16 protein-coding genes and 1 pseudogene are annotated in these 19,587 nt (G+C 72.2%); 5 read left to right on the top strand and 12 right to left on the bottom strand.

The window, feature by feature from the left end; genetic code table 11:
• The first annotated feature begins 93 nt into the window (after positions 1–93).
• Positions 94–1,200 (top strand): ricin-type beta-trefoil lectin domain protein, encoded by a 1,107-nt coding sequence (locus ABTY61_RS38095; protein WP_350509791.1) that lies wholly within the window; start codon positions 94–96, stop codon positions 1,198–1,200.
• A gap of 151 nt (positions 1,201–1,351) precedes the next feature.
• On the opposite strand, the gene ABTY61_RS38100 is transcribed toward ABTY61_RS38095, so the two are convergent.
• The 10 genes from ABTY61_RS38100 to ABTY61_RS38145 are packed head-to-tail and all read right to left on the bottom strand — an operon-like array spanning position 1,352 to position 11,449.
• Entirely contained in the window at positions 1,352–2,389 is a 1,038-nt protein-coding gene (locus ABTY61_RS38100; protein WP_350509792.1) for a PfkB family carbohydrate kinase, read from the bottom strand.
• Positions 2,386–3,015, bottom strand: a complete 630-nt coding sequence (locus ABTY61_RS38105) for a bifunctional 4-hydroxy-2-oxoglutarate aldolase/2-dehydro-3-deoxy-phosphogluconate aldolase (RefSeq protein WP_350509793.1) — start codon at positions 3,013–3,015, stop codon at positions 2,386–2,388. Before ABTY61_RS38105 ends, ABTY61_RS38100 begins: the two co-directional genes overlap by 4 nt.
• A complete protein-coding gene (locus tag ABTY61_RS38110) occupies positions 3,012–3,803 on the bottom strand; it encodes an SDR family oxidoreductase (RefSeq protein ID WP_350509794.1) in 792 nt (263 codons plus the stop codon). The genes ABTY61_RS38105 and ABTY61_RS38110 overlap by 4 nt, the downstream gene beginning before the upstream one ends.
• On the bottom strand, positions 3,800–4,888 hold the full coding sequence (locus tag ABTY61_RS38115) for a zinc-dependent alcohol dehydrogenase (RefSeq protein ID WP_350509795.1): 1,089 nt from the start codon (positions 4,886–4,888) through the stop codon (positions 3,800–3,802). The genes ABTY61_RS38110 and ABTY61_RS38115 overlap by 4 nt, the downstream gene beginning before the upstream one ends.
• Positions 4,889–4,917: 29 nt before the next feature.
• Positions 4,918–5,802, bottom strand: coding sequence for an amidohydrolase family protein (locus ABTY61_RS38120; protein WP_350509796.1), 885 nt, complete (start codon positions 5,800–5,802; stop codon positions 4,918–4,920).
• A 36-nt stretch (positions 5,803–5,838) separates the two neighbouring features.
• Positions 5,839–6,186 carry an L-rhamnose mutarotase gene (locus ABTY61_RS38125; RefSeq protein ID WP_350509797.1) on the bottom strand — a complete coding sequence of 116 codons (348 nt, stop codon included), beginning with the start codon at positions 6,184–6,186 and terminating at the stop codon, positions 5,839–5,841.
• Positions 6,183–8,180, bottom strand: coding sequence for a DUF8034 domain-containing protein (locus tag ABTY61_RS38130; protein ID WP_350509798.1), 1,998 nt, complete (start codon positions 8,178–8,180; stop codon positions 6,183–6,185). Before ABTY61_RS38130 ends, ABTY61_RS38125 begins: the two co-directional genes overlap by 4 nt.
• Positions 8,181–8,215: 35 nt before the next feature.
• Positions 8,216–9,124: a carbohydrate ABC transporter permease gene (locus ABTY61_RS38135; RefSeq protein ID WP_350509799.1), complete on the bottom strand. Its 909-nt coding sequence runs from the start codon at positions 9,122–9,124 to the stop codon at positions 8,216–8,218.
• Positions 9,125–9,179: 55 nt separating this feature from the next.
• Positions 9,180–10,088 (bottom strand): carbohydrate ABC transporter permease, encoded by a 909-nt coding sequence (locus ABTY61_RS38140; protein ID WP_350509800.1) that lies wholly within the window; start codon positions 10,086–10,088, stop codon positions 9,180–9,182.
• The gene (locus tag ABTY61_RS38145; RefSeq protein ID WP_350509801.1) at positions 10,085–11,449 is read right to left on the bottom strand and encodes an ABC transporter substrate-binding protein; all 1,365 of its coding nucleotides are present in this window, start codon (positions 11,447–11,449) and stop codon (positions 10,085–10,087) included. The genes ABTY61_RS38140 and ABTY61_RS38145 overlap by 4 nt, the downstream gene beginning before the upstream one ends.
• Positions 11,450–11,811: 362 nt before the next feature.
• Between ABTY61_RS38145 and ABTY61_RS38150 the strand changes: the two genes are divergently transcribed.
• The 3 genes and pseudogenes from ABTY61_RS38150 (at position 11,812) to ABTY61_RS38160 (ending at position 15,432) form a co-directional block, all read left to right on the top strand.
• Positions 11,812–12,612 carry a FadR/GntR family transcriptional regulator gene (locus ABTY61_RS38150; RefSeq protein WP_350509802.1) on the top strand — a complete coding sequence of 267 codons (801 nt, stop codon included), beginning with the start codon at positions 11,812–11,814 and terminating at the stop codon, positions 12,610–12,612.
• Positions 12,613–12,726: 114 nt separating this feature from the next.
• Positions 12,727–12,825, top strand: a pseudogene (locus ABTY61_RS38155) (IS481 family transposase); the annotation flags it as partial.
• 372 nt (positions 12,826–13,197) lie between these two features.
• Positions 13,198–15,432: an alpha-L-fucosidase gene (locus ABTY61_RS38160; protein ID WP_350509803.1), complete on the top strand. Its 2,235-nt coding sequence runs from the start codon at positions 13,198–13,200 to the stop codon at positions 15,430–15,432.
• A 93-nt stretch (positions 15,433–15,525) separates the two neighbouring features.
• Here ABTY61_RS38160 and ABTY61_RS38165 read toward each other — a convergent pair whose 3' ends face one another.
• Positions 15,526–16,683, bottom strand: coding sequence for an ROK family transcriptional regulator (locus ABTY61_RS38165; protein WP_502895502.1), 1,158 nt, complete (start codon positions 16,681–16,683; stop codon positions 15,526–15,528).
• 72 nt (positions 16,684–16,755) lie between these two features.
• Positions 16,756–18,186, bottom strand: coding sequence for a xylulokinase (xylB, locus tag ABTY61_RS38170; protein ID WP_350509805.1), 1,431 nt, complete (start codon positions 18,184–18,186; stop codon positions 16,756–16,758).
• Positions 18,187–18,280: 94 nt separating this feature from the next.
• Here xylB and xylA point away from each other — a divergent pair, with 94 nt between their 5' ends.
• Positions 18,281–19,453, top strand: coding sequence for a xylose isomerase (gene xylA / locus ABTY61_RS38175; RefSeq protein WP_350509806.1), 1,173 nt, complete (start codon positions 18,281–18,283; stop codon positions 19,451–19,453).
• The last annotated feature ends 134 nt before the right edge of the window (positions 19,454–19,587 follow it).

Genomic DNA, 19,587 nt, shown 5'->3' on the forward strand with positions numbered 1-19,587 from the left:
CCCGTGACACCCCCTGAGCCGAGACGGGGGCCGGAAAGCGTCGCTCTCCGGCCCCCGGTTGTCAGCAACCACTCACAGAAGAGGACGCCTGCCATGCGAAAGTCATGGGCACTGCCCCTGATCGCGCTCGTCACCGCTGCTCTCGGGATGACGACGACCGGTGCGACCCCCGCCTCCGCCGCCACCGACACGCCCCTGCGGGTCATGCCGTTGGGCGACTCGATCACCTGGGGTCTGGGGAGCAGCACGGGCAACGGCTACCGGGGCCCATTGTGGGACGCGCTCGCGGCGGACGGCCATCCGGTGGACTTCGTCGGTACGGGGCGGAACGGTTCGATGTCCGATCCCGACAACGAAGGACACTCGGGATACCGCATCGACCAGATCGCCGCCCTCGCCGGCGCTTCGCTGACCCGCTACCGGCCCAACATCGTCACGCTGGAGATCGGCACCAACGACCTCAACGGGAACTACCAGCCCACCACCGCCGCCGCCCGGCTGAAGTCGCTGGTCGACCGGATCACCGCCGACGTCCCCGACGCGACCGTCCTCGTGGCCTCCCTGGTGGTGTCCACCAGCGGCTCGGAGGAGCAGTACCGGGCCGCCTACAACCAGGCCGTCCCCCGGATCGTGAGCGATGCACAGGCTGCCGGCAAGCACGTCGCGTACATCGACATGGGCAGCCTCACCACGGCCGACCTGGCGGACACCCTGCATCCCAACGACGCGGGCTACCGGAAGATGGCCGACGCCTTCCATCGCGGCATCCAGGCCGCGGGCAGCGCCGGGTGGCTGAGGAATCCGGCCCCCGCCGCCGCGCCTGTGCAGTCGGGCCTCGCCGGGAAGTGCCTGGACGTCAACGGCGCCGGCACCGCCGACGGGACCGCCGTCCAGACCTGGGACTGCAGCGGCAGTGCCAACCAGCTGTGGTCCGCCTACACCGACGGCACCCTCCGCTCCCTGGGCAAGTGCCTCGACGCCGCGGGCTGGGGGACGACCGCCGGCACCCAAGTGCAGCTCTGGGCCTGCACCGGCGGCGCCAACCAGGTCTGGCAGCCCTACGACGGCGGCTACCGCAACCCGCTCTCCGGCCGCTGCCTGGACGTTCCGGGCGCCTCCACGGCCGACGGGACGCAGCTCCAACTGTGGGACTGCACCGGCGGCGCCAACCAGAGGTGGACCACGCTGACCGCCGGATGACGCCCGCTCCGTGAACTCCGTCCGGTGTCCCGCGACGCAGGGCGGCCCCGCGCCGACCGTCCGCCGGGGACGGTGGGCGCGGGGCCGCCGGGCGGGCCGGTCCTGCGGAGGCACAAGGGCCACTGCCCGCCGGTACGGGCCGGGACACCGCTCAGCGCCGGACGGCGGCGGACGCTCCCGCCATCAGGGCCTCGACCTCGGCGCGCGAGGCCATCACCACGTCGCCGGGCGTCGTCATCGCGAGGGCACCCAGGGCCGTGCCGTACGCCAGGGCGCGCTCCAGCGGGGCCCCGGCGAGCAGGCCGTGGATCAGGCCGGCGGCGAAGCCGTCGCCGGAGCCGATGCGGTCCAGGACGTGCAGTCCCGGCATCGAGGGGCCGGCGGCGAAACCCGTTTCGGCGGACCAGGCGGCCGAGGACCAGTCGTTGACCCCGGCCGAGGGGACCTCGCGCAGGGTCGTCGCCAGCACCCGCGCCCCGGGGAGCAGGGCGGCCACCGAGGCGAGCGCGTCCGGCACCTCATCGGGGCCGAAGCGCTCGGCGCCGGGGTGGCTGCCCGCCATGCCCAGGGCGCCGACGATGACGTCGGCGTGCCGGGCCAGGCGCAGGTCCGTCTCCCGGGCCCGCTCCGGCCCACCGCGCCCGGCCCACAGGCTCGGGCGGTAGTTGGGGTCGTAGGAGACGGTGACGCCGTGGCGGCGGGCGGCCGTCATGGCCTCCTCGGCGACGTCCGCGGTGGTGTCCGAGAGGCCGGCGAAGATTCCGCCGGTGTGGAACCAGCGCGGGCCCGAGGAGAGGACCGCGTCCCAGTCGACGTCGCCCTTGCGCAGCTGCGAAACCGCGGTGCCCGCGCGGTCGCTGACGCCGAGGGCGCCGCGGATGCCGAAGCCGCGCTCGACGAAGTTCAGGCCGTTGCGCGCGCCGCGGCCGATGCCGTCGTCGGGCACCCAGCGGATCAGGGAGGTGTCGACTCCGCCCTGGAGGATGAGGTCCTCGACCAGCCGCCCCACCTGGTTGTCGGCGAGTGCGGTGACGACGGCGGTGCGCAGGCCGAAGCAGCGGCGCAGCCCGCGCACGACGTTGTACTCGCCGCCGCCCTCCCAGACCCGGAACGAGCGGGCCGTGCTGATCCGCCCCTCCCCCGGGTCGAGGCGCAGCATGACCTCGCCGAGGGCCACCACGTCGGTCACGGCGCAGCCACCTCCACGGCCTCGGCCGTCAGGCGCCGGATCTCCGCGTAGGCGCCGGCGTCCAGGTGTGCGGGCGTCGCCAGCCAGCTGCCGCCGACGGCGAGGACGGCCGGGTCGGCGAGGTAGGCGGCCAGTCGGGCGGGGCCGATCCCGCCGGTCGGCACGAAGCGCGCCGACGGGAACGGGGCCGCGAGGGCGCGGAGCGTGCGCAGGCCGCCACTGGCCTCGGCGGGGAAGAGCTTGACGGTGTCGAGTCCGGCCCGCAGGGCGCGCATCAGCTCGGTGGCGGTCGCGATGCCGGGCACCACCGGAACTGCCAGTTCCCGGCAGGCGTCGACGACTTCCTCGTCGTATCCGGGCGAGACGACGAACCGGGCCCCGGCCGCCACCGCACGGTGCGCCTGCTCGGCGGTGAGCACCGTGCCGGCGCCGACGGCCAGGCCGCCGTGCCCGGCCATCGCCTTGAGCACCCGCTCGGCGTCCGGGGTGCGGAAGGTGACCTCGGCACAGCGGGCGCCGCCGGCGGCGAGCGCGTCGGCCAGCGGGCCGGCGGTGGCCGGGTCGCGCACGGCCAGCACCGGTACGACGCGGGCGCCGTCCAGGACGGCGGCGAGGTCGGTGCTCATCGGCCCAGCCATCCGCCGTCGACGGGCAGGACGGTGCCGTGGACATAGCCGGCGGCGTCCGAGGCCAGGAACACGGTGGCGCCCGCCAGGTCCTCGGCCCGGCCCCAGCGGCCGGCCGGGATCCGCTCCAGGATCGCCGTGCTGCGCACCGGGTCGTCCTGGAGCGCCTGGGTGTTGTCGGTGGCGATGTAGCCGGGCGCGATGGCGTTGACGTTCACGCCGAAGCGCGCCCACTCGTTGGCCAGGGCCTTGGTCAGACCGGCGATGCCGTGCTTGGCGGCGGTGTAGCCGGGCACGGTGATGCCGCCCTGGAAGCTGAGCAGCGACGCCGTGAAGATGATCTTCCCCTGGCCGCGGGCCACCATCGCCGCGCCCACCGCGCGGGACAGCGCGAACTGCGCACTCAGGTTGACCTGGAGCACCAGGTCCCAGTCGGCGTCGGGGTGTTCGGCGGCCGGCGCGCGGCGGATGGTGCCCGCGTTGTTGACCAGGATGTCCACCGGCCGCTCGCGTCCGGCGAGGTCCGCACCCAGGGCCCGGACCGCGTCCGGGTCGGCGAAGTCGGCGCGGACCGCCTCGAAGGAGCGGCCTGCGGCCAGGACGTCCTTCTCGACCTCGCTGTCGCTCTCCTCCAGGTTGGCACTGACACCGATGACGTCCGCGCCGGCCTCGGCGAGGGCGCGGGCCATGGCCCGGCCGATGCCGCGCCGGGCGCCCGTGACGACGGCGAGCCTGCCGGTCAGGTCGAAGGCACCCCTCTTGTCGGCGAGTTCGCTTCGCTCGCTCATGCGGTCGCTCCCTCGGTGCCGTCGGTGCCGTCGGTGCAGTCAGTGCAGTCGGTGCCGTCGGTGCCGTCGGTGCAGTCCACGAGGATCTTCATCACGTCGCCGCCGCCCTCCAGGGCCTCGAAGGCCGCAGGGGCCTCGGTCAGCGGCACCACCTTGCTGATCAGCCGCGCGGCCGGGATCGTGCCGTCGGCGACCAGCGCGACCGCCCGCTCGAAGTCGGAGCGGTCGTACAACCGCGCGCCCACCAGGGTGAGTTCGCGCCAGAAGAAGCGGTGCAGATTCACCTCGCGGGGGCGGGGGTGGATCGCCACCAGGCACAGCCGGCCCCGCACCCCGAGTACCTCGACCGCGGTGTCGACCCCGGCCGCCGCGCCGGACACCTCGAAGGCGACGTCCGCGCCCGCGTCCCCGGACCACTGCCGCACGGCCTCCGGCACGTCCTCGGCCGCCGGGTCCCAGACCGTGAGCCCCAACTCCTCGGCGAGCTTGCGCCGGTGGGCGCTCAGCTCCACCACCCGTACCTCGGCCCCGGCCGCCCGTGCCACCAGCGCGATCAGGATCCCGACCGGACCGCCGCCCACGACGACGACCCGCTCACCGGCCCGCACCTCGGCCCGCCCGACGTCGTGCACGGCCACCGCGGTGGGCTCCACCAGTGCGGCCCGGTCCAGCGGGAGCGAGCCCGGCAGCCGGATCAGCGTGGAAGCGGGGACCGTCCAGCGCTGCTGCATCGCACCCGGCGAGTCGATGCCGATGAAGTCCAGCTGCCGGCAGACGTGTTGATAGCCGCTCAGGCAGGCCGAGCAGGTGCTGTCCCAGCGCAGCGGCATCACCGTCACCGCGTCCCCGGGCCGCCAGCCCTCGACGCCGGCGCCGACCTTCACCACCCGGCCGGACATCTCATGGCCCAGGACGGCCGGCGCGGCGACGCGGGCGTCCATGTCGCCGTGGAAGATATGGAGGTCGGTGCCGCAGATCCCGACGTAGGCGGGCGCCAGCAGGACCTCTCCGGGGCCGGGCTCGGCGGGCGCGACCGGGGCCGTGTCCAGTGTGCGGGCGGCCGTGTACCGAACAGCAAGCGTCATGGTGATCCCAAGGGTCTCGTCGGTGCGGGTCACGAGTGGGGGGTGAGGCGGTAGAAGGCGGTCGCGGTGCCTGCGAGGATCGCCGAGGTCTCGGCGGCGGAGCAGCCGTCGAGCAGTTCGTCCACGGTTTCGGCCCAGCGGTTCCAGCCGCCCGCGAGGTTCGCCACCGGCCAGTCCGAGCCGAACATCAGCCGGTCGGCGCCGAAGGCGCTCAGCAGGACGTCCCAGACCGGCCGGATGTCGGCGATGGTCCAGGCCTGGTGGTCGGCCTCGGTGATCAGTCCCGACACCTTGCAGGCCACCTGCGGGTGCGCGGCGAGCCGCCGCAACCGCTGCTCCCACTCCCCCAGTTCGCCGCGGGCGATGTCCGGCTTGCCCGCGTGGTCGAGCACCAGCGGCAGGTCCGGGAGGCGCTCGGCCAGTCGGCTCGCCTGGTCGAGCTGGTGGCTGCGGACGAGCACGTCGTAGCCGAGACCGCGGTCCCGCACCGCCCTCAACCCGCTTTCGACCTCGGGGCGTTGCAGCCACTCGGGGTCCGTTTCGCCCTGGACCAGGTGGCGCAGGGAGCGGAGGTGGCCGCCGCCCGGGCCGGCGAGCAGCCGGTCGATGTCGTCGCCCACGGAGGGGGACGTGAGGTCCGCCCAGCCGACCACGGCCGCGATCAGCGGCTCCCGGGCGGCGAGTTCGAGCAGGTCCTCGGTCTCCGGGACGTCCGGCACGCACTGCACGACCACCGTGCGGTCGAGCCGGCGGCCCGCCACCGTGCCGGTGGCGGTGGCGCGCAGGTCGCCGGGGGTGAAGGTGCGGCGGATCGGTGTCAGGCCGGGCTCGTCGAGCCAGGGTTGCGGGCGCTGGACGAGGTCCCACAGGTGGTGGTGGGCGTCGATGAGCGCGGGGGGCCGGCTGGTGGTCACGGGGGCTCCGGTGGGGGTGGGTCCGGCGTGGGCGGCTCAGTCGGCGGTGTGGCCGCCGGGTTCGCTCAGGTGCCAGACCTCGGTGAGTTCGGTCCACTGGCGGGAGTCGCCACGGTCGGGGAAGGGCTCCTGGCAGGGGTCGGTGAGCTTCCACCACTCCTGGGTCACCGGGTCGGCCTCCAGCTCCGCGATGTCGGCCTCGAAGTCCTCGCCGTGGTACTCGAAGTACGCGAACAGCACGTCGTGGTGGCGGTGGATGCTGTAGTTGCGGATCTTCGCCCGGTGCAGCGCCGCCTCGACCCCGGGCCAGACGGCGGAGTGGAGTTTCAGGTACTCCTCCCGGTGCTCGGGCCGAAGCCTGATGGTCTGGGCGAAGCGCTTCATGAGGATTCCTCCGATGTTTCGACGTTCGCGCAGGCCGAGGCGCCGAACGGCGAACGATAGCTGGGGGTGCGGGTGCGGAGCTCCAGCCGGAGCGTCAGCCGGATCCGGGTGGACGCGGGCAACTGCACCGTCAGGTAGGCGCCTTCGCAGGCTGTCTCCGACTCGCCGACCACCGGCTCGGTGTGGCCGTAGTCGTACATGTCGCCGATCCAGCCCTCGTCCGGACAGGTCGTATACCGGGCCGAGGCGATCGTGTGCTCGGCGAATGCGCCCGCCTGAATGATAATCGTCCGATCTTTGTCTGGCGAGAGGTTCACCAGCTCGACAGTGGTCGCCTCGGGATCGATGGAGGTGACCAGGGCGGCCACGTCCTGCGGCAGCCCTGCGCGCCGAACCCGGGCGTCGTGGTAGCGCAGCCGGGCCTGCTGGAGGCCGCCGTTGTAGAGCACCTGGGGGCCGCCCCAGGTCAGCTGGACGAGGGCCTCGGTGGCGACCGGGTTGCACTGCTGCCACACGTGGATGTCGGCCTCCTCCACCTCCAGGTCACGGTAGCGCTCCATCCGCCGCAGGCGGTGGCGGACCTGCGCCTGGGCGGCGGCGAGGATCCGCTCGGGGTAGTCCGGGTCGTCACCGGCGAGGAAGGCGAACCACGCCTTCTCGTGCCCGGACTCCTCCTTGGCGCGGAACGACCGCACCGTGCGCCAGTCGAGGCCGTCCGCCTCGCGCAGCCGCTCTATCCGGGCGCGGTCGACCTCGGAGGCGGTGTGGTGCCACAGCGCCATCGGCACCGCCAGGGTGACCGGGTTGTAGTCGAACCAGCCCGAGTCGTTGTGCCGGAACGGGAGGTGGAGCGCCGGCTTGTCGGCGTCCGAGGCGAGTTCGACCGCCCACTTGGACCGGAGGCTGGAGTCCGCCTCGGTGAAGGGCATCAGCTTGGCCCGGGAGATGATGTCGTCGAGCGAGGTCCCGACCATCGAGAGGTAGTCGTCCTCCCCGGTGCTCACCGCGGCGGCCAGCGCCGCCACGCAGGCCGCGTGGCCCACGCTGTGCCAGCCGTGCGGCCAGGACCAGCCGTAGTGGCCGCCGTACCAGCGTCCTTCGAGCAGGCCTCCGACGACGCCGTCCGGGCTGACATTGTCCGGGATGAGTCCGCCGTTCGCCTCCGTGCGCTCCCGCCAGGCCCCGACGTACTCGACGATCCAGTCACGGTAGCGCTGCTCGCCGGTCAGCACCCAGGCGTTGAGGACCAGGCCGGCCGCGGCGAGGTTGACCGCGGTGTCGCCGACGCCGATCCGCTCGCGCATCTGGGCGCCGAGCCGCGGGTCCGCCGAGAGCGGGTACGGGCCGTCCTGCGCCTCGGGGAGCCATTCGAGCGGGTAGCCGTAGGTGTCCGCTTCCTTCTGCAGCCACGGGTAGACGTCGCCGTCGCTCACGCCCCGGCGGTCCGGGTCGCTGCCGTTGTGCGGGCGGGTGATGATCCGGTGCGCGGGGTCGTAGTTGCCGTGGCCCGGGTCGACGTACAGCTCGGCGAAGCGCAGGGCGCGCTCGGACCAGCGGTCGGGGTCGGCCATGCACAGGAAGTAGAGCAGCAGCAGGCTCTCGCCCTGGTGGAACCAGTCGTAGCCGCGCTCGTACTCGCCCTGGAGCATGCCCAGTTCGGTGAGGTGCGCGGTGACGCCCTCCCAGTGCCTGCCGCTGGCGTCCAGGAGGTCGTCGGCCCCGCCCAGCAGGTACAGCTGCGGCCAGTTGAAGAAGACCTCGTAGAAGTCGTCCACACCGTCACGGGTGGTCAGCCGGCCGTGGTAGTTCAGCCGGCCGTCGGGGCCGGTGAACTCGCGGGCGAAGCGGCGCCAGCCGTGGTCGAGCAGGTCGAACAGCTCGCGCTGCGCCGGCGCCCAGCCGGGCGGTTCGAGCAGCGGCACCGAGGCCCGGATCTCGGCCGGGGAACCCGTGACGTCCTCGCCCGGGGAGGGGTCGGTGGAGCTGGGGGGCATGGGGAGGATCTCCGATCGGGGTGACGGCACGGGTGTCATTCCTTGGTGGCTCCGGCGAGCATCCCGCTGACCAGGAAGCGCTGGGCGAAGAGGAAGACGACCAGGACCGGGGTGATGGCGACCAGGGTCGCGAGGGCCAGCTGCGGGCGCTCGACGGCGAGCGAACCGGCGGTCGGGTTGAACTGCGGCACGCTGCTGAGCAGGTTGCCGACGCCGACCTGGACCGGCATCTGGTCGTCCTGGGGCAGCATCACGTACGGCAGGAAGTAGTTGGTCCAGTTGGCGACGAAGCTGAAGAAGCCCACGAGCGCGATGACCGGCGTCGCCAGCGGCAGGGCGATGTGGCGGAAGACGCCCAGTTCCGAGCAGCCGTCCATCCGTGCGGCCGCCAGCAGGTCCTTCGGCACGGCGGTGGTGAAGTAGATGTACGTGAGGTACACGCCGAACGGGTAGAACGCGTACGGCAGGATGATCGACCACATGGTGCCGATCAGGTGCGCCGCGTTGACCTCCAGGAACAGCGGCACGACCAGGGTGGCGCTCGGCATCAGCATCACGACCAGGGTCGAGACCAGCAGCAGGCGCCGGCCGCGGAACTCGGTCATGGCCAGCGCGTACCCCGCCGGCACCGACACGCAGAGGGTGATGACCAGGGAGATCACCGCGTACAGGGCGGAGTTGCCGAGCCACTGCAGGATCGCGCCGTCCTGGAAGCCCTTCAGGGCGTCCCAGTTGGCCAGGAGGGCGTCCCAGGAGCCGAAGGAGAGCGGGTTGTCGTGGACCAGTTGCTGGTCGGTCTTGGTCGCCGCGAGGACGAGCCAGAGCACCGGCAGCACGAAGAACACGGCGAAGACCGCCAGGACGGAGCCGGTCAGCAGCCGGTACGACGCGTTCCGTACGGGCTGGTGACTCTGCCGGGACGCCCGGTGTGGAGCTCGGGTCATGACACGTGGTTCCCGTTCCTCGCGCGGTGCGGCCGCGACCGCGGTGGCAGGGGTCTCAGTCGGCATCGAAGAACCCCGACCGTGCGACGAAGAAGCCGGCGGCCGTCACGCTGACGACCAGGAGCTCCATCGAGACCGCCGCCGCGCCGTTGACGTTGTTCATCTGGAAGGCGAAGTCGTAGGTCAGCTGGTTGAGCGAGTAGTCGCGTCCGGCCACGCCCACACTGGCGAGGGAGAGCAGCTGCGGCTCGACGAAGAGCTGCGCGCCGCCCGCGAAGGCCAGGATCACCATGTAGACGATCCACTTGCGGAGCATGGGGATCTGCACGTGCCAGGCGGTCTGCCAGGCACCGGCACCGTCGATCCGCGCGGCTTCCAGGACGTCGTGCGGGATGTTGTTGAGCGCGCCGTACATGACGACGATCCAGCCGCCGGCCCCGGTCCAGAAGGCGATCGCGGTGAACAGCACGGGGAGGTTGCCGGGCGCGATGACCTCGCCGAAGGTGTCGAAGCCCAGCATGCCCAGCAGCGAACCGACCGGACTCACCGTCGGATCGAGCATGAACAGCCACACCAGCACGCTCGCGGCGCCCGCGAGCGCCCCGGGGATGTAGTAGAGGAAGCGGAGCGTGCGGCTGATCGACCCCGAGGAGAGGCGGTGCAGCAGCAGCGCCAGCCCCACCACGAACACCACCAGCGAGACCAGCCAGAACAGCAGGTAGAGCGCCACGTGGCCGATCGCGTCCACGAAGCGGAAGTCCTGCGCCGTGGAGACGAAGTTGGCGAGCCCGGTGAACGAGCCCCCGGCGTCGGTGAAGGCGAAGTAGATCGCGTAGCCGGTCGGGAGGACGCCGAAGGCGACCAGCAGCAGCGCGTAGCCGGCGACGAAGGCCAGGCCGGCCCGGCTCCCGCGGGCGCCGCTGCGGCGCCGGCGGGAGCCGACCGTGGAGGAGTCGAGGGTCACTGCGAGACCTTGTATCCGAACGACTGGGCGTGCTTGACGATCGAGTCCTGCCAGGCGGGCAGCAGGGAGGTGACGGTCTGCCCCTGGGTCAGACCGGGCTTGACCGTGGCGGCCCAGACCGCTTCCTGGCTGAACTGGCCCGAGCCCCAGCCCGACCACACCTGGGAGGAGGCGTCCTTGAGGGCGCCGAGGTCGCCGGCGTAGTACCCGGCGGCCGCCTGCGCCTTGAGCCACTCCTCGGCGGCGGGCGCGTAGGCCGGGAAGCCCGGGGACTTCTGGGCCTGGTAGGCGTTGTCGGTGGTGACCCACGTGAGGAAGTCGGTGGCCGCCCTGAGGTGGGTGGAGTGCTGCGACACCAGCCAGGTGCCGCCGCCGACGTTGCCGGTGGCCGGCTCGGCGTCGCCCTGCCACTGGGGCATCGGGGCCACGCCGATCGTCTTCTCCGGCACCTTGAGCGTGTCCCGGAACACCGCGCCGCCGAACCACGCCGGGCCGGGCATGAGCAGGACCTTGTCGGCCTCGTTCTTGGCGAAGTCGGTGCTGAAGACCCCGCTGATGGACATGGACTTGTTCTTGATCAGGCCGTCCAGGAGCGTGGCCATCCTGGTGCAGTCCTCGCCCGTGGTGTTCACCGAGACCGCCTTGGGGCCGGTGATGTGGTTGGCCCCGCACTTGCTCGCCCAGAGGTAGATCTCGGGGGCGAAGGAGTCCCCGGCGTCGCCCACCAGGTAGCCGGGGTGCTCGGCGGCCACCTTCTCGCCCAGCGTCCGGTACTCCTCCCAGGTCTTCGGGACGGTGTAGCCGAACTGCTGCATCAGCGGCGCGTTGTACCAGAGCACGGTCTGCGAGAGGTCGTTGCGCAGGCAGTAGACGGTGCCGTTGACCGTACAGACGTCGTTGGCGCCCTTGGCGAAGCCCTTCAGGGTGTCCGCCGGGATCAGGCCCTTGTCGAGCGGCGCCGCGAAGCCGGCGTCGACCGCCCAGGTCGCCTCGTTGTTCTGGGAGCTGAACACGACGTCGGGCCAGCCCTTGCCGGTCCGGTTGAAGAGCTGGACCTTGGTCTGGAGGTAGTTCGAGCCGTTGGCGTCGCCGTCGTAGGAGACGATGTCCAGCTTCACCTCCGGGTGCAGCGCCTGGTACTGCTTCGCGGCGGCCACCCTGGTCGCGTCGACCCAGACGGTCAGGGTGCCGTCGGACTGCGCCGCCTGGGCGAAGCCGTCCTTGGTGGTCTTTCCGGAGGAGCCGCCACTGCTACAGGCGGCCACGGTCATCACCAGGGTCGCCGCGCAGGCGGCGAGCAGCACCGCTCGTCTCTTGCCGGACACTGCTTCCCGGCCGGCCGGAGGCTTGTTGACGGTCATCATCGACTCCACTGCAGAGGCCCCGAACTGATCGGGAGGTGGGGGGAGGGCAACGCCGGACCGTCCCGGTCCGGCGTCGGATACCGAAGGGCCGCCGTTCCACTGCCGCCCTGGGAGACAATTAGCCGCCCTATCGAACGGGTCGTCAAGAGTTCACACAGTCTTACTCGGACTGATTCCGGGCCGCTTGCCGGGCCATGTGCGGCGGTGGTGACGCTTTTCCGGGCACTTGTCTGCTTTTGTGCGTCAATTCGCGGCCATGAAGCTCGACGGAATGAGTAGGACTCATTGCCGCCTGCGGTAAGCTGAGTCAGCTCGCCGACACCCAGCCTCGTCTCGCGCCCACCCCGAAGGCAGGACAGATGAACGACACGCCCACGCCTCAGACCGCGCTGCCCGCGCAGGCCTCCCCCACCCCCGGGGCGGCGCCGAACGGTCCGGGCGAGGAGCGGCGGGACTACCGGCCGGGATACGAGATCGTGTCGGAGCAGATCCTCGAGTACATCGCCGAGGCACGCCTGGTGGCGGGCGACCGGCTCCCCACGGAACACGATCTGGCCAAGACGCTGAACACCAGCAGGGCCGTGGTCCGGGAGGCCGTGAAGATCCTCTCCGCGCTCGGCCGCGTCCGGGCGCACAAGGGGCGCGGCCTGTTCGTCGCGGACGACGAGGGCATGCTCATCACCAGCCGCTGGGGCGGTTTCTTCCGTCCCGTCGACCTGGACCACGTCCTGATGCTGTTCGAGTTCCGCAAGGTCCAGGAGATGGCCGCCAGCAGTCTCGCCGCCACTCGGGCCACCCCCGCCGAACTGCGCACCATCGAGGTCGCCATGCAGCAGTGCCGACACGGAGCCGCCCACGGCCAGGTCGACGTCTTCAACCAGGCGGACGACGACTTCCACACGGCCGTGGCCACTGCCGCCCACAACACCTTCCTGCTCAGCGCCGTGCGGGACGCCCGCAGGCTGCAGCGCCAGTCCAGTGCCATCGGCATCCACGACGTGCTCAGCGAAGGGACCCAGGCGGCGGTCGAGGAGCACGAGGCGATCTACCGGGCCATCCGTGACGGCCGGCCCGACGAGGCCGCCACGGCCACGGCAGCACACCTCGACCGGACGCTGGAGGACTACCGCCGGGAGATCCAGCGGCGCCTGTTCGGCTAGGTGTACTGACCATGGAGGTTGGCGACAGGGCCCACGGCCGGGTGATCTTGAAATGAGTGAGGGCCTTCTGGCCCGGTGTGGATGCGACATCCACCCGGCGACCAGAAGGCCCTCATGTCACTCCGTAACGCACCGCCGACCGAGACCGGACGGCTGCGTCTGGCCCGCTGCGTGGTCGAGGACGGCCGGCCGCTGCGCCGGGCCGCCCAGCGAGTGCGCCCCGTAGAGATATCACGACCCCTTGCCAGCAAACATCCTATGTATGCCGAGCGGTCATCCAACTCGGCCCGGAGGCGACAGGTCGTCAGGTCACGCCCCAGATCGCTTGAAACAGCCCAGATACCAGGTCAGCGGCCCTGTCATGCGCCCGTAGAGACATCCCATGTATTGCTGGCAAGCAGCTCACGCTGTCCGATGCCTTGACAGTCGTCACGAGGCTGCCAGAATCGGCTGGGCCGCTTCTGTTATCGCTCACATTTCCACGCCTCGCCCGCGGCAGGCCGTGTCGAGCCGCACGGCACGCGCTGCCCGGGCTTCGGTGTCGCGGCCCGGAACGTCACCCACCCAACGACGAAGGATCCAGCCATGGCGATCAACAGACGTGTCTTCCTGTCGAGTGCCGCCGGCATCGTTGCCGCCGCGACGGCGAATCTGACGCTCGGTACGACGAGGGCGCTCGCGGCTCCGTCGTCCTACTCGCCCACCTGGGCCTCGGTGGACCAGCACCCGCCGGCGCCGGAGTGGTTCCAGGACGCCAAGTTCGGGATCTACTTCCACTGGGGCGCCTTCAGCGTCCCGGCGTACGGCAGCGAGTGGTACCCGCGGAATATGTACATCGGCGGAAGCGATGTGAACAACCATCACATCGCCACCTACGGGGACCCGTCGGTCTGGCCCTACAACAACTTCCTCGACGGGGCCCGCGACAAGGCCGGCAACTGGGTGCAGTTCTCGCCCAAGCCGGCCTCCCAGGGCGGGAACTTCGACCCGGACGCCTGGGCCCAGCTCTTCGTGGACGCCGGCGCCCGGTTCGCCGGGCCGGTGGCGGAGCACCACGACGGCTTCTCGATGTGGAACAGCACGGTCAACGAGTGGAACTCGGTGCAGCGGGGACCGAAGCTGAACCTCCTGCAGATCTTCCGCGATGCGATCCGGGGCAAGGGCCTGAAGCTGCTGGTGGCGATGCACCACGCCTACAACTTCAACGGCTACTACGACCACGCGCCGGCGCAGCCGACCGCGAGCCTGCAGAAGCTCTTCGGCCAGCTGGGCACCACGGCGGAGAACCAGCTCTGGTACGACAAGCTCAAGGAAGTCATCGACCTGGCCCAACCGGACATCCTGTGGGAGGACTTCGACCTCTCCAAGGTCGACGAGACGCAGCGCCTGAACTTCCTCTCGTACTACTACAACCAGGCCCTGGGCTGGGGCCGGGAGGTCGTGGCCACCTACAAGGACGGTTACGACAACCTCGGCGAGGTCTTCGACTACGAACGCGGCGGCCCGGGCGACATCGCCGACCCGTACTGGCTGACCGACGACAGCATCAGCAGCTCCAGCTGGTGCTACACCGTCGGCATCGGCTACTACTCCACCCAGCAGATGCTGCACGCGCTGATCGACCGGGTCAGCAAGAACGGCAACATGCTGCTCAACATCGCCCCCATGGCGGACGGGACGATTCCCCAGGGTCAGAAGGACGTCCTGCTGGGCATCGGCGACCACCTCCACCGGTTCGGCGAGTCCGTGTACGCCACCCGCGCGTGGACGGTCTACGGGGAGGGGCCCACCAAGATGGGCGGCGGCTCCTTCACCACCCCCGTGGCGGGCACGAACAGGGACTTCCGGTTCACCCGCAGCAAGGACGGCACCGTCCTGTACGCCACGGTCCTCGGCTGGCCCGGGAGTTCCACGACCATCAGCACCCTGGCGAGCGGCCGCATCGACCTCGGCTCCCTGACCTCGGTCCAGCTGCTCGACGCGACCGCGGGCACGTACACCAGCCTGCCCACCCCGACCCAGGCGAGCGACGGCCTGCACATCACGCTGCCGTCGTCCTCGGCCCCTTTCGGTGCCCTCGCCTACGTCCTGAAGTTCACCTTCTCCGGTCAGATTCCCGTCCTCCGGCCCGGGGGCACCGGCGTGGCCACCGCGTACAGCGACATCTCGTACGCGGGCACGGCGGCCGCACTGGTGCTGGGCGGCTACACGGCCGCCCAGTTGCAGAGCGCGGGGCTGGCGCCGCAGACCATCTCGTCCCTGCGGGTTCCGGCCGGCTACCAGGTGATCGGCTACTCCGGCGACAACTTCACCGGGACGGCGTGGACCTTCGGCGCGGACAATCCCGACCTGCGCAACACCGGCAACAACGACGCCATCACCTCGCTGAAGGTGATCTTCAACCCGGCCTCCTACTTCCGGATCAGCAACGTCACCGACGGCCTGGCCCTGGACAGCGGCGGCAACGTCGCCTCGGGCAGCAACCTCAAGCAGTGGACCTGGAACGGCAGCCCCAACCTCCAGTGGCAGGCGGTCGACCTCGGCAACGGCTACTACAAGCTGGTCAACCGCACCAACGGGATGGTCGCCGACGGCTGGGGCGCCACCTCCGCCGGGGCACCCGCGCAGCAGGCTCCCTGGAACGGCGGCACCAACCAGCAGTGGCAGATCACCGACCGGGGCAACGGCCTGTACAGCATCGCCAACCGCACCACGGGCCTGGTCCTGGACGGCGGGGGCCAGGCCACCGACGGCTCCGTCACCAAGCAGTGGGGGTGGAACGGCAGCCCCAACCTCCAGTGGTCCTTCATCGCCCAGTAGGCCGCCGTCGGACTCCCGCAGCCGGGAGTCCGACGAAGGGCAGTCCGACGAAGGAAGTCCGGCGAAGGGAGTCCGACGAACGGCCCGGGGCCGTCAGCCGACGGGCAGCAGGGTCGGGTCCGCCATGATCCGGCGGACCGTCGTCAGCGCCGCGCCCAGCAGCGGTCCGCGCCGCCCCAGGGCGGAGGGGCGCAGCGCCTCCGGGGCCCAGGGCCGCACGGTGACCCGGGCGGCCAGCTCGGTGCGCACGGCCGGCAGCAGCCAGTCGGCGAGTTCGGCGTAGGCACCGCCGAGGACGAGGGCGTCCGGATCCATGAGGTCGACGGCGGAGGTGAGGGCCAGGCCCAGGGCACGCCCCGCGCGGTCCAGCGCCGCCAGGGTCGGCGCGTGCCCGGCGCCCGCCCGTTCGGCCAGCAGGGCGACGACGTCGCCCGGGTGGTGCTGCGCGAGGCCGGACTCGCGCAGCACGGCCGTCTCGCCCGCGTACTGCTCCAGGCAGCCGCGGGCACCGCAGGCGCACTCCGGGCCGTCCGGGTGCACCGGGAGGTGGCCGAGTTCGCCGGCGAAGCCCCGGGCGCCCCGGAACAGCCCCCCGTCGATGACCAGGGCGGCGCCGATCCCGGTCTCGGCGGACACGTGTACGAAGGTCTCCGGGTGCTGCCCGGTGCTCCAGTACTCGGCCAGCGCGCCCAGGTTGGCCTCGTTCTCGGGCGCGGGCACGGTGTCCGCGTCCGGCCAGTGGTCGGCGAGCCGGACACCGCGCCAGCCGAGGTTCGGCGCGCGCTCGACCAGGCCGCCTGGGTCGTTCGGCACCACCCCGGGCACGGCCAGAACGCGGCCCTCGACGCGCAGCCCGAGGGCCGCGGCCTCGGCCTGCACCTCGGCGGCCAGCGCGGCGGTCTCCGCCAGCACCTCCCCGGCCGGCCGGCCCGCGTTGGCCCGTTCCTCCCGTCGCCACACCCGCGGCTCGCCCCGCAGGTCCACCACGCACGCGCCGAGGTGGCCGACACCGATCTCCAGGCCGAGGCCCGCCGGGCCCGCGTCGTTCACGGCCAGCGCCCGTCCGGGTCGGCCCGGGCGGCCGCTGGCCGTGGCGGCCGCCTCGGTGACCATGCCGCGCGCGATCAGCTCGTCGACCAGCGAGGAGACGGCCGCCCTGGTCAGCCCGACGCGTCCGGAGACGTCCGCGCGGGAGAGCGGGCTGTGCGCGGCCACCGCCCCGAGGACCACCGCGAGGTTCTGCCGCCGCATGTCCTGTTGCGACGCGGGCCCGATCGAGGCACTCCCGTTCACCTTGCCGACCACCGTCACGCGCTGCTCCTCCTACCGCTCCCCGGCCGGGGCACCCTGCAAGGCCCCGGCCCGACGCAGGGTATCGCCGATCCGGATCAGTGCCTCCTGGTCCTTCTCGACCGCTTCCAGCACCGGCCCGTGGGCCGTCCGCCAGCGGCGGGCCACCGCGTCGGCCGGCTCCCCGGTGAGCAGCGCGGCCGCTTGGGCGGCGGCGCCGAGCGCGACCAGTTCCTGTGCGGCCGGCACCTGGACCGCCCGGCCGGAGAGCCGCAGGACGGTTTGCTGCCAGGCCCGCCCGCGGGCGCCGCCGCCGATCAGCAGCAGCGGGCCGTCGCCCGCCGGGTCCGCGCCGCCCGCGCGCAGCACGCCGTCCAGGGCGGCGAGCAGGGCGTGGGCGGCGCCGTCGTAGGCGGCCTGGAGCAGCTGGCCCGGGGTGGTGTCGTGGCGCAGCCCGTGGATCAGGCCGGAGGCGCCCGGGAGGTCCGGGGTGCGCTCGCCGTCCAGGTAGGGCAGGACGACCGCGGTGCCGCCGTCCTCGACCTCCTCGCGGCCGCGTCCGAGCAGTACGGCGAAGCGGTCGACGGCGACGGTGCAGTTGAGCGTGCAGGCGAGCGGCAGCCAGCCGCCGAGGGCGTCGGCGAAGCCGGCGACGGTGCCGGTCGGGTCGGCGGGCCGGGTGCGGCCGACGGCGTAGACGGTGCCCGAGGTGCCGAGGCTGAGCACCGGCTGCCCGGGGAGCAGGCCGAGCCCGAGGGCGGCGGCCATGTTGTCGCCGGTGCCGGTAGCCACCGGCGTCCCTTCGCGCAGCGCCGTGCCCGGGCGGACCGCACCGGCCCGGGTGCCCGGCGCCAGGACCTGCGGCAGCAGGGCCGGGTCGAGGCCGATCCGGTCGAGGACGTCCTTGTCATAGCCGTCCGGCCCCCACCAGCCGGTTCCCGAGGCGTCGCCCCGGTCGGTGACCGCCTCCCCGGTCAGCCGCTCGGTCAGGAAGTCATGCGGCAGCCGGACGGCGGCGACGCGTTCGGCGGCGGCGGGCTCGTTGGCGCGCAGCCAGGCCCACTTGGGCGCGGTGAAGGCGGCGGTGGGGACGCTGCCGGTGCGGCGGGCGAGTTCCGCCGCGCCGATCTCGGCCTGGAGTGCGGCGGCCTGGGGCGCGGACCGGACGTCGTTCCAGAGCAGCGCCGGGCGGACCGGCGCCCCGGAGGCGTCGAGGGTGACCAGTCCGTGCTGCTGGCCGCCGATGGAGACGGCGGCCGCGCGGTCCGCCCAGCCCGTCGCCGCCGCGGCCTCGCCGAGCGCCCGCCACCACTGCTCGGGGTCGCTCTCGCGGCCGGCGCCGGTGCTGACGGTGTGCGAGGCGCGTCCCTGGCCCAGGACGGTGCCGGTGTCGAGGTCGACGGCGAGGGCCTTGGTGGACTGGGTCGAGCTGTCGAAGCCGATCACGACACGTTGCTCAGCCATGCGTTCCTCCGGAGGGGTTCCTTCTGACGTTCCGGCATACTAATTTGTTGAGAGCCCTGACAAACACCCCCTGGATCCGATCCGGAGCCGCTCCATGTCCAGCGACCAGCTCGCCCCCACCCCCGCGCACAAGTTCACCTTCGGCCTGTGGACCGTCGGCTGGCAGGGGCGCGACCCCTTCGGCGACGCGACCCGCCCCGCTCTCGACCCGGTCGAGACCGTGCAGCGACTGGCCGAACTCGGCGCCTACGGCGTCACCTTCCACGACGACGACCTGATCCCCTTCGGCGCGGGCGACGCCACCCGCGAGGAGACCGTCAAGCGCTTCCGCGCCGCACTGGACGCCGCCGGGCTGAAGGTCCCGATGGCGACCACCAACCTGTTCACCCACCCGGTCTTCAAGGACGGCGCCTTCACCGCCAACGACCGCGACGTGCGCCGCTACGCGCTGCGCAAGACCATCCGCAACATCGACCTGGCCGCCGAGCTCGGCGCCTCGGTCTACGTCGCCTGGGGCGGGCGCGAGGGCGCCGAGTCCGGCGCGGCCAAGGACGTGCGCACCGCCCTCGACCGGCTGAAGGAGGCCTTCGACCTGCTCGGCGAGTACGTCGAGCAGCAGGGCTACGACCTGCGCTTCGCGATCGAGCCCAAGCCCAACGAGCCGCGCGGCGACATCCTGCTCCCCACCGTCGGCCACGCCCTGGCGTTCATCAACGAGTTGGAGCGCCCCGAGCGGGTCGGCCTCAACCCGGAGGTCGGCCACGAGCAGATGGCCGGGCTCAACTTCCCGCACGGCATCGCCCAGGCCCTGTGGCACGGCAAGCTGTTCCACATCGACCTCAACGGCCAGTCCGGCATCAAGTACGACCAGGACCTGCGTTTCGGCGCGGGTGACCTGCGGCAGGCCTTCTGGCTGGTCGACCTGTTGGAGTCGGCCGGCTATGACGGCCCCCGGCACTTCGACTTCAAGCCGCCGCGCACCGAGGACTTCGACGGCGTCTGGGCCTCCGCGGCCGGCTGCATGCGCAACTACCTGCTGCTGGCCGAGCGCTCCCGTGCCTTCCGCGCCGACCCGGAGGTGCAGGCCGCGCTCGCCGCCTCCCGCCTGCCCGAACTGGCCCTGCCCACGGCCGGGGACGGCCTGGCCGGGCTGCTCGCGGACCGCTCCGCCTTCGAGGAGTTCGACGTGAACGCCGCCGCCGTGCGCGGCATGGCCTTCGAGCAGCTGGACCAGCTCGCCCTGGAGCACCTCCTCGGCGCCCGCTGACCGCAGCCCTGCCCGAGCCGGGTCGTGCCACCACCTGGACGGCCCGGCACACGGCGTCGCCCCGGCACATCTGCCTGTCTCTTCTCGGGTTTTGCCGGCCCGGTGCTGCGGGCCCCGTGCTGCGAGGGTGGGGT

The sequence above is a fragment of the Kitasatospora sp. NPDC096128 genome (genome assembly GCF_040303105.1).
Classification (GTDB): domain Bacteria; phylum Actinomycetota; class Actinomycetes; order Streptomycetales; family Streptomycetaceae; genus Kitasatospora.

Excerpts from the sequence above, each read along its gene's own strand:
- ABTY61_RS38145 (WP_350509801.1), bottom strand. The coding sequence starts at position 11,449 with ATGACCGTCAACAAGCCTCCGGCCGGCCGGGAAGCAGTGTCCGGCAAG.
- ABTY61_RS38135 (WP_350509799.1), bottom strand. The coding sequence starts at position 9,124 with ATGACCCGAGCTCCACACCGGGCGTCCCGGCAGAGTCACCAGCCCGTA.
- ABTY61_RS38130 (WP_350509798.1), bottom strand. The coding sequence starts at position 8,180 with ATGCCCCCCAGCTCCACCGACCCCTCCCCGGGCGAGGACGTCACGGGT.
- ABTY61_RS38105 (WP_350509793.1), bottom strand. The coding sequence starts at position 3,015 with ATGAGCACCGACCTCGCCGCCGTCCTGGACGGCGCCCGCGTCGTACCG.
- ABTY61_RS38160 (WP_350509803.1), top strand. The coding sequence starts at position 13,198 with ATGGCGATCAACAGACGTGTCTTCCTGTCGAGTGCCGCCGGCATCGTT.
- xylB (WP_350509805.1), bottom strand. The coding sequence starts at position 18,186 with ATGGCTGAGCAACGTGTCGTGATCGGCTTCGACAGCTCGACCCAGTCC.
- ABTY61_RS38110 (WP_350509794.1), bottom strand. The coding sequence starts at position 3,803 with ATGAGCGAGCGAAGCGAACTCGCCGACAAGAGGGGTGCCTTCGACCTG.
- ABTY61_RS38115 (WP_350509795.1), bottom strand. The coding sequence starts at position 4,888 with ATGACGCTTGCTGTTCGGTACACGGCCGCCCGCACACTGGACACGGCC.
- ABTY61_RS38125 (WP_350509797.1), bottom strand. The coding sequence starts at position 6,186 with ATGAAGCGCTTCGCCCAGACCATCAGGCTTCGGCCCGAGCACCGGGAG.
- xylA (WP_350509806.1), top strand. The coding sequence starts at position 18,281 with ATGTCCAGCGACCAGCTCGCCCCCACCCCCGCGCACAAGTTCACCTTC.
- ABTY61_RS38150 (WP_350509802.1), top strand. The coding sequence starts at position 11,812 with ATGAACGACACGCCCACGCCTCAGACCGCGCTGCCCGCGCAGGCCTCC.
- ABTY61_RS38165 (WP_502895502.1), bottom strand. The coding sequence starts at position 16,683 with ATGCGGCGGCAGAACCTCGCGGTGGTCCTCGGGGCGGTGGCCGCGCAC.
- ABTY61_RS38095 (WP_350509791.1), top strand. The coding sequence starts at position 94 with ATGCGAAAGTCATGGGCACTGCCCCTGATCGCGCTCGTCACCGCTGCT.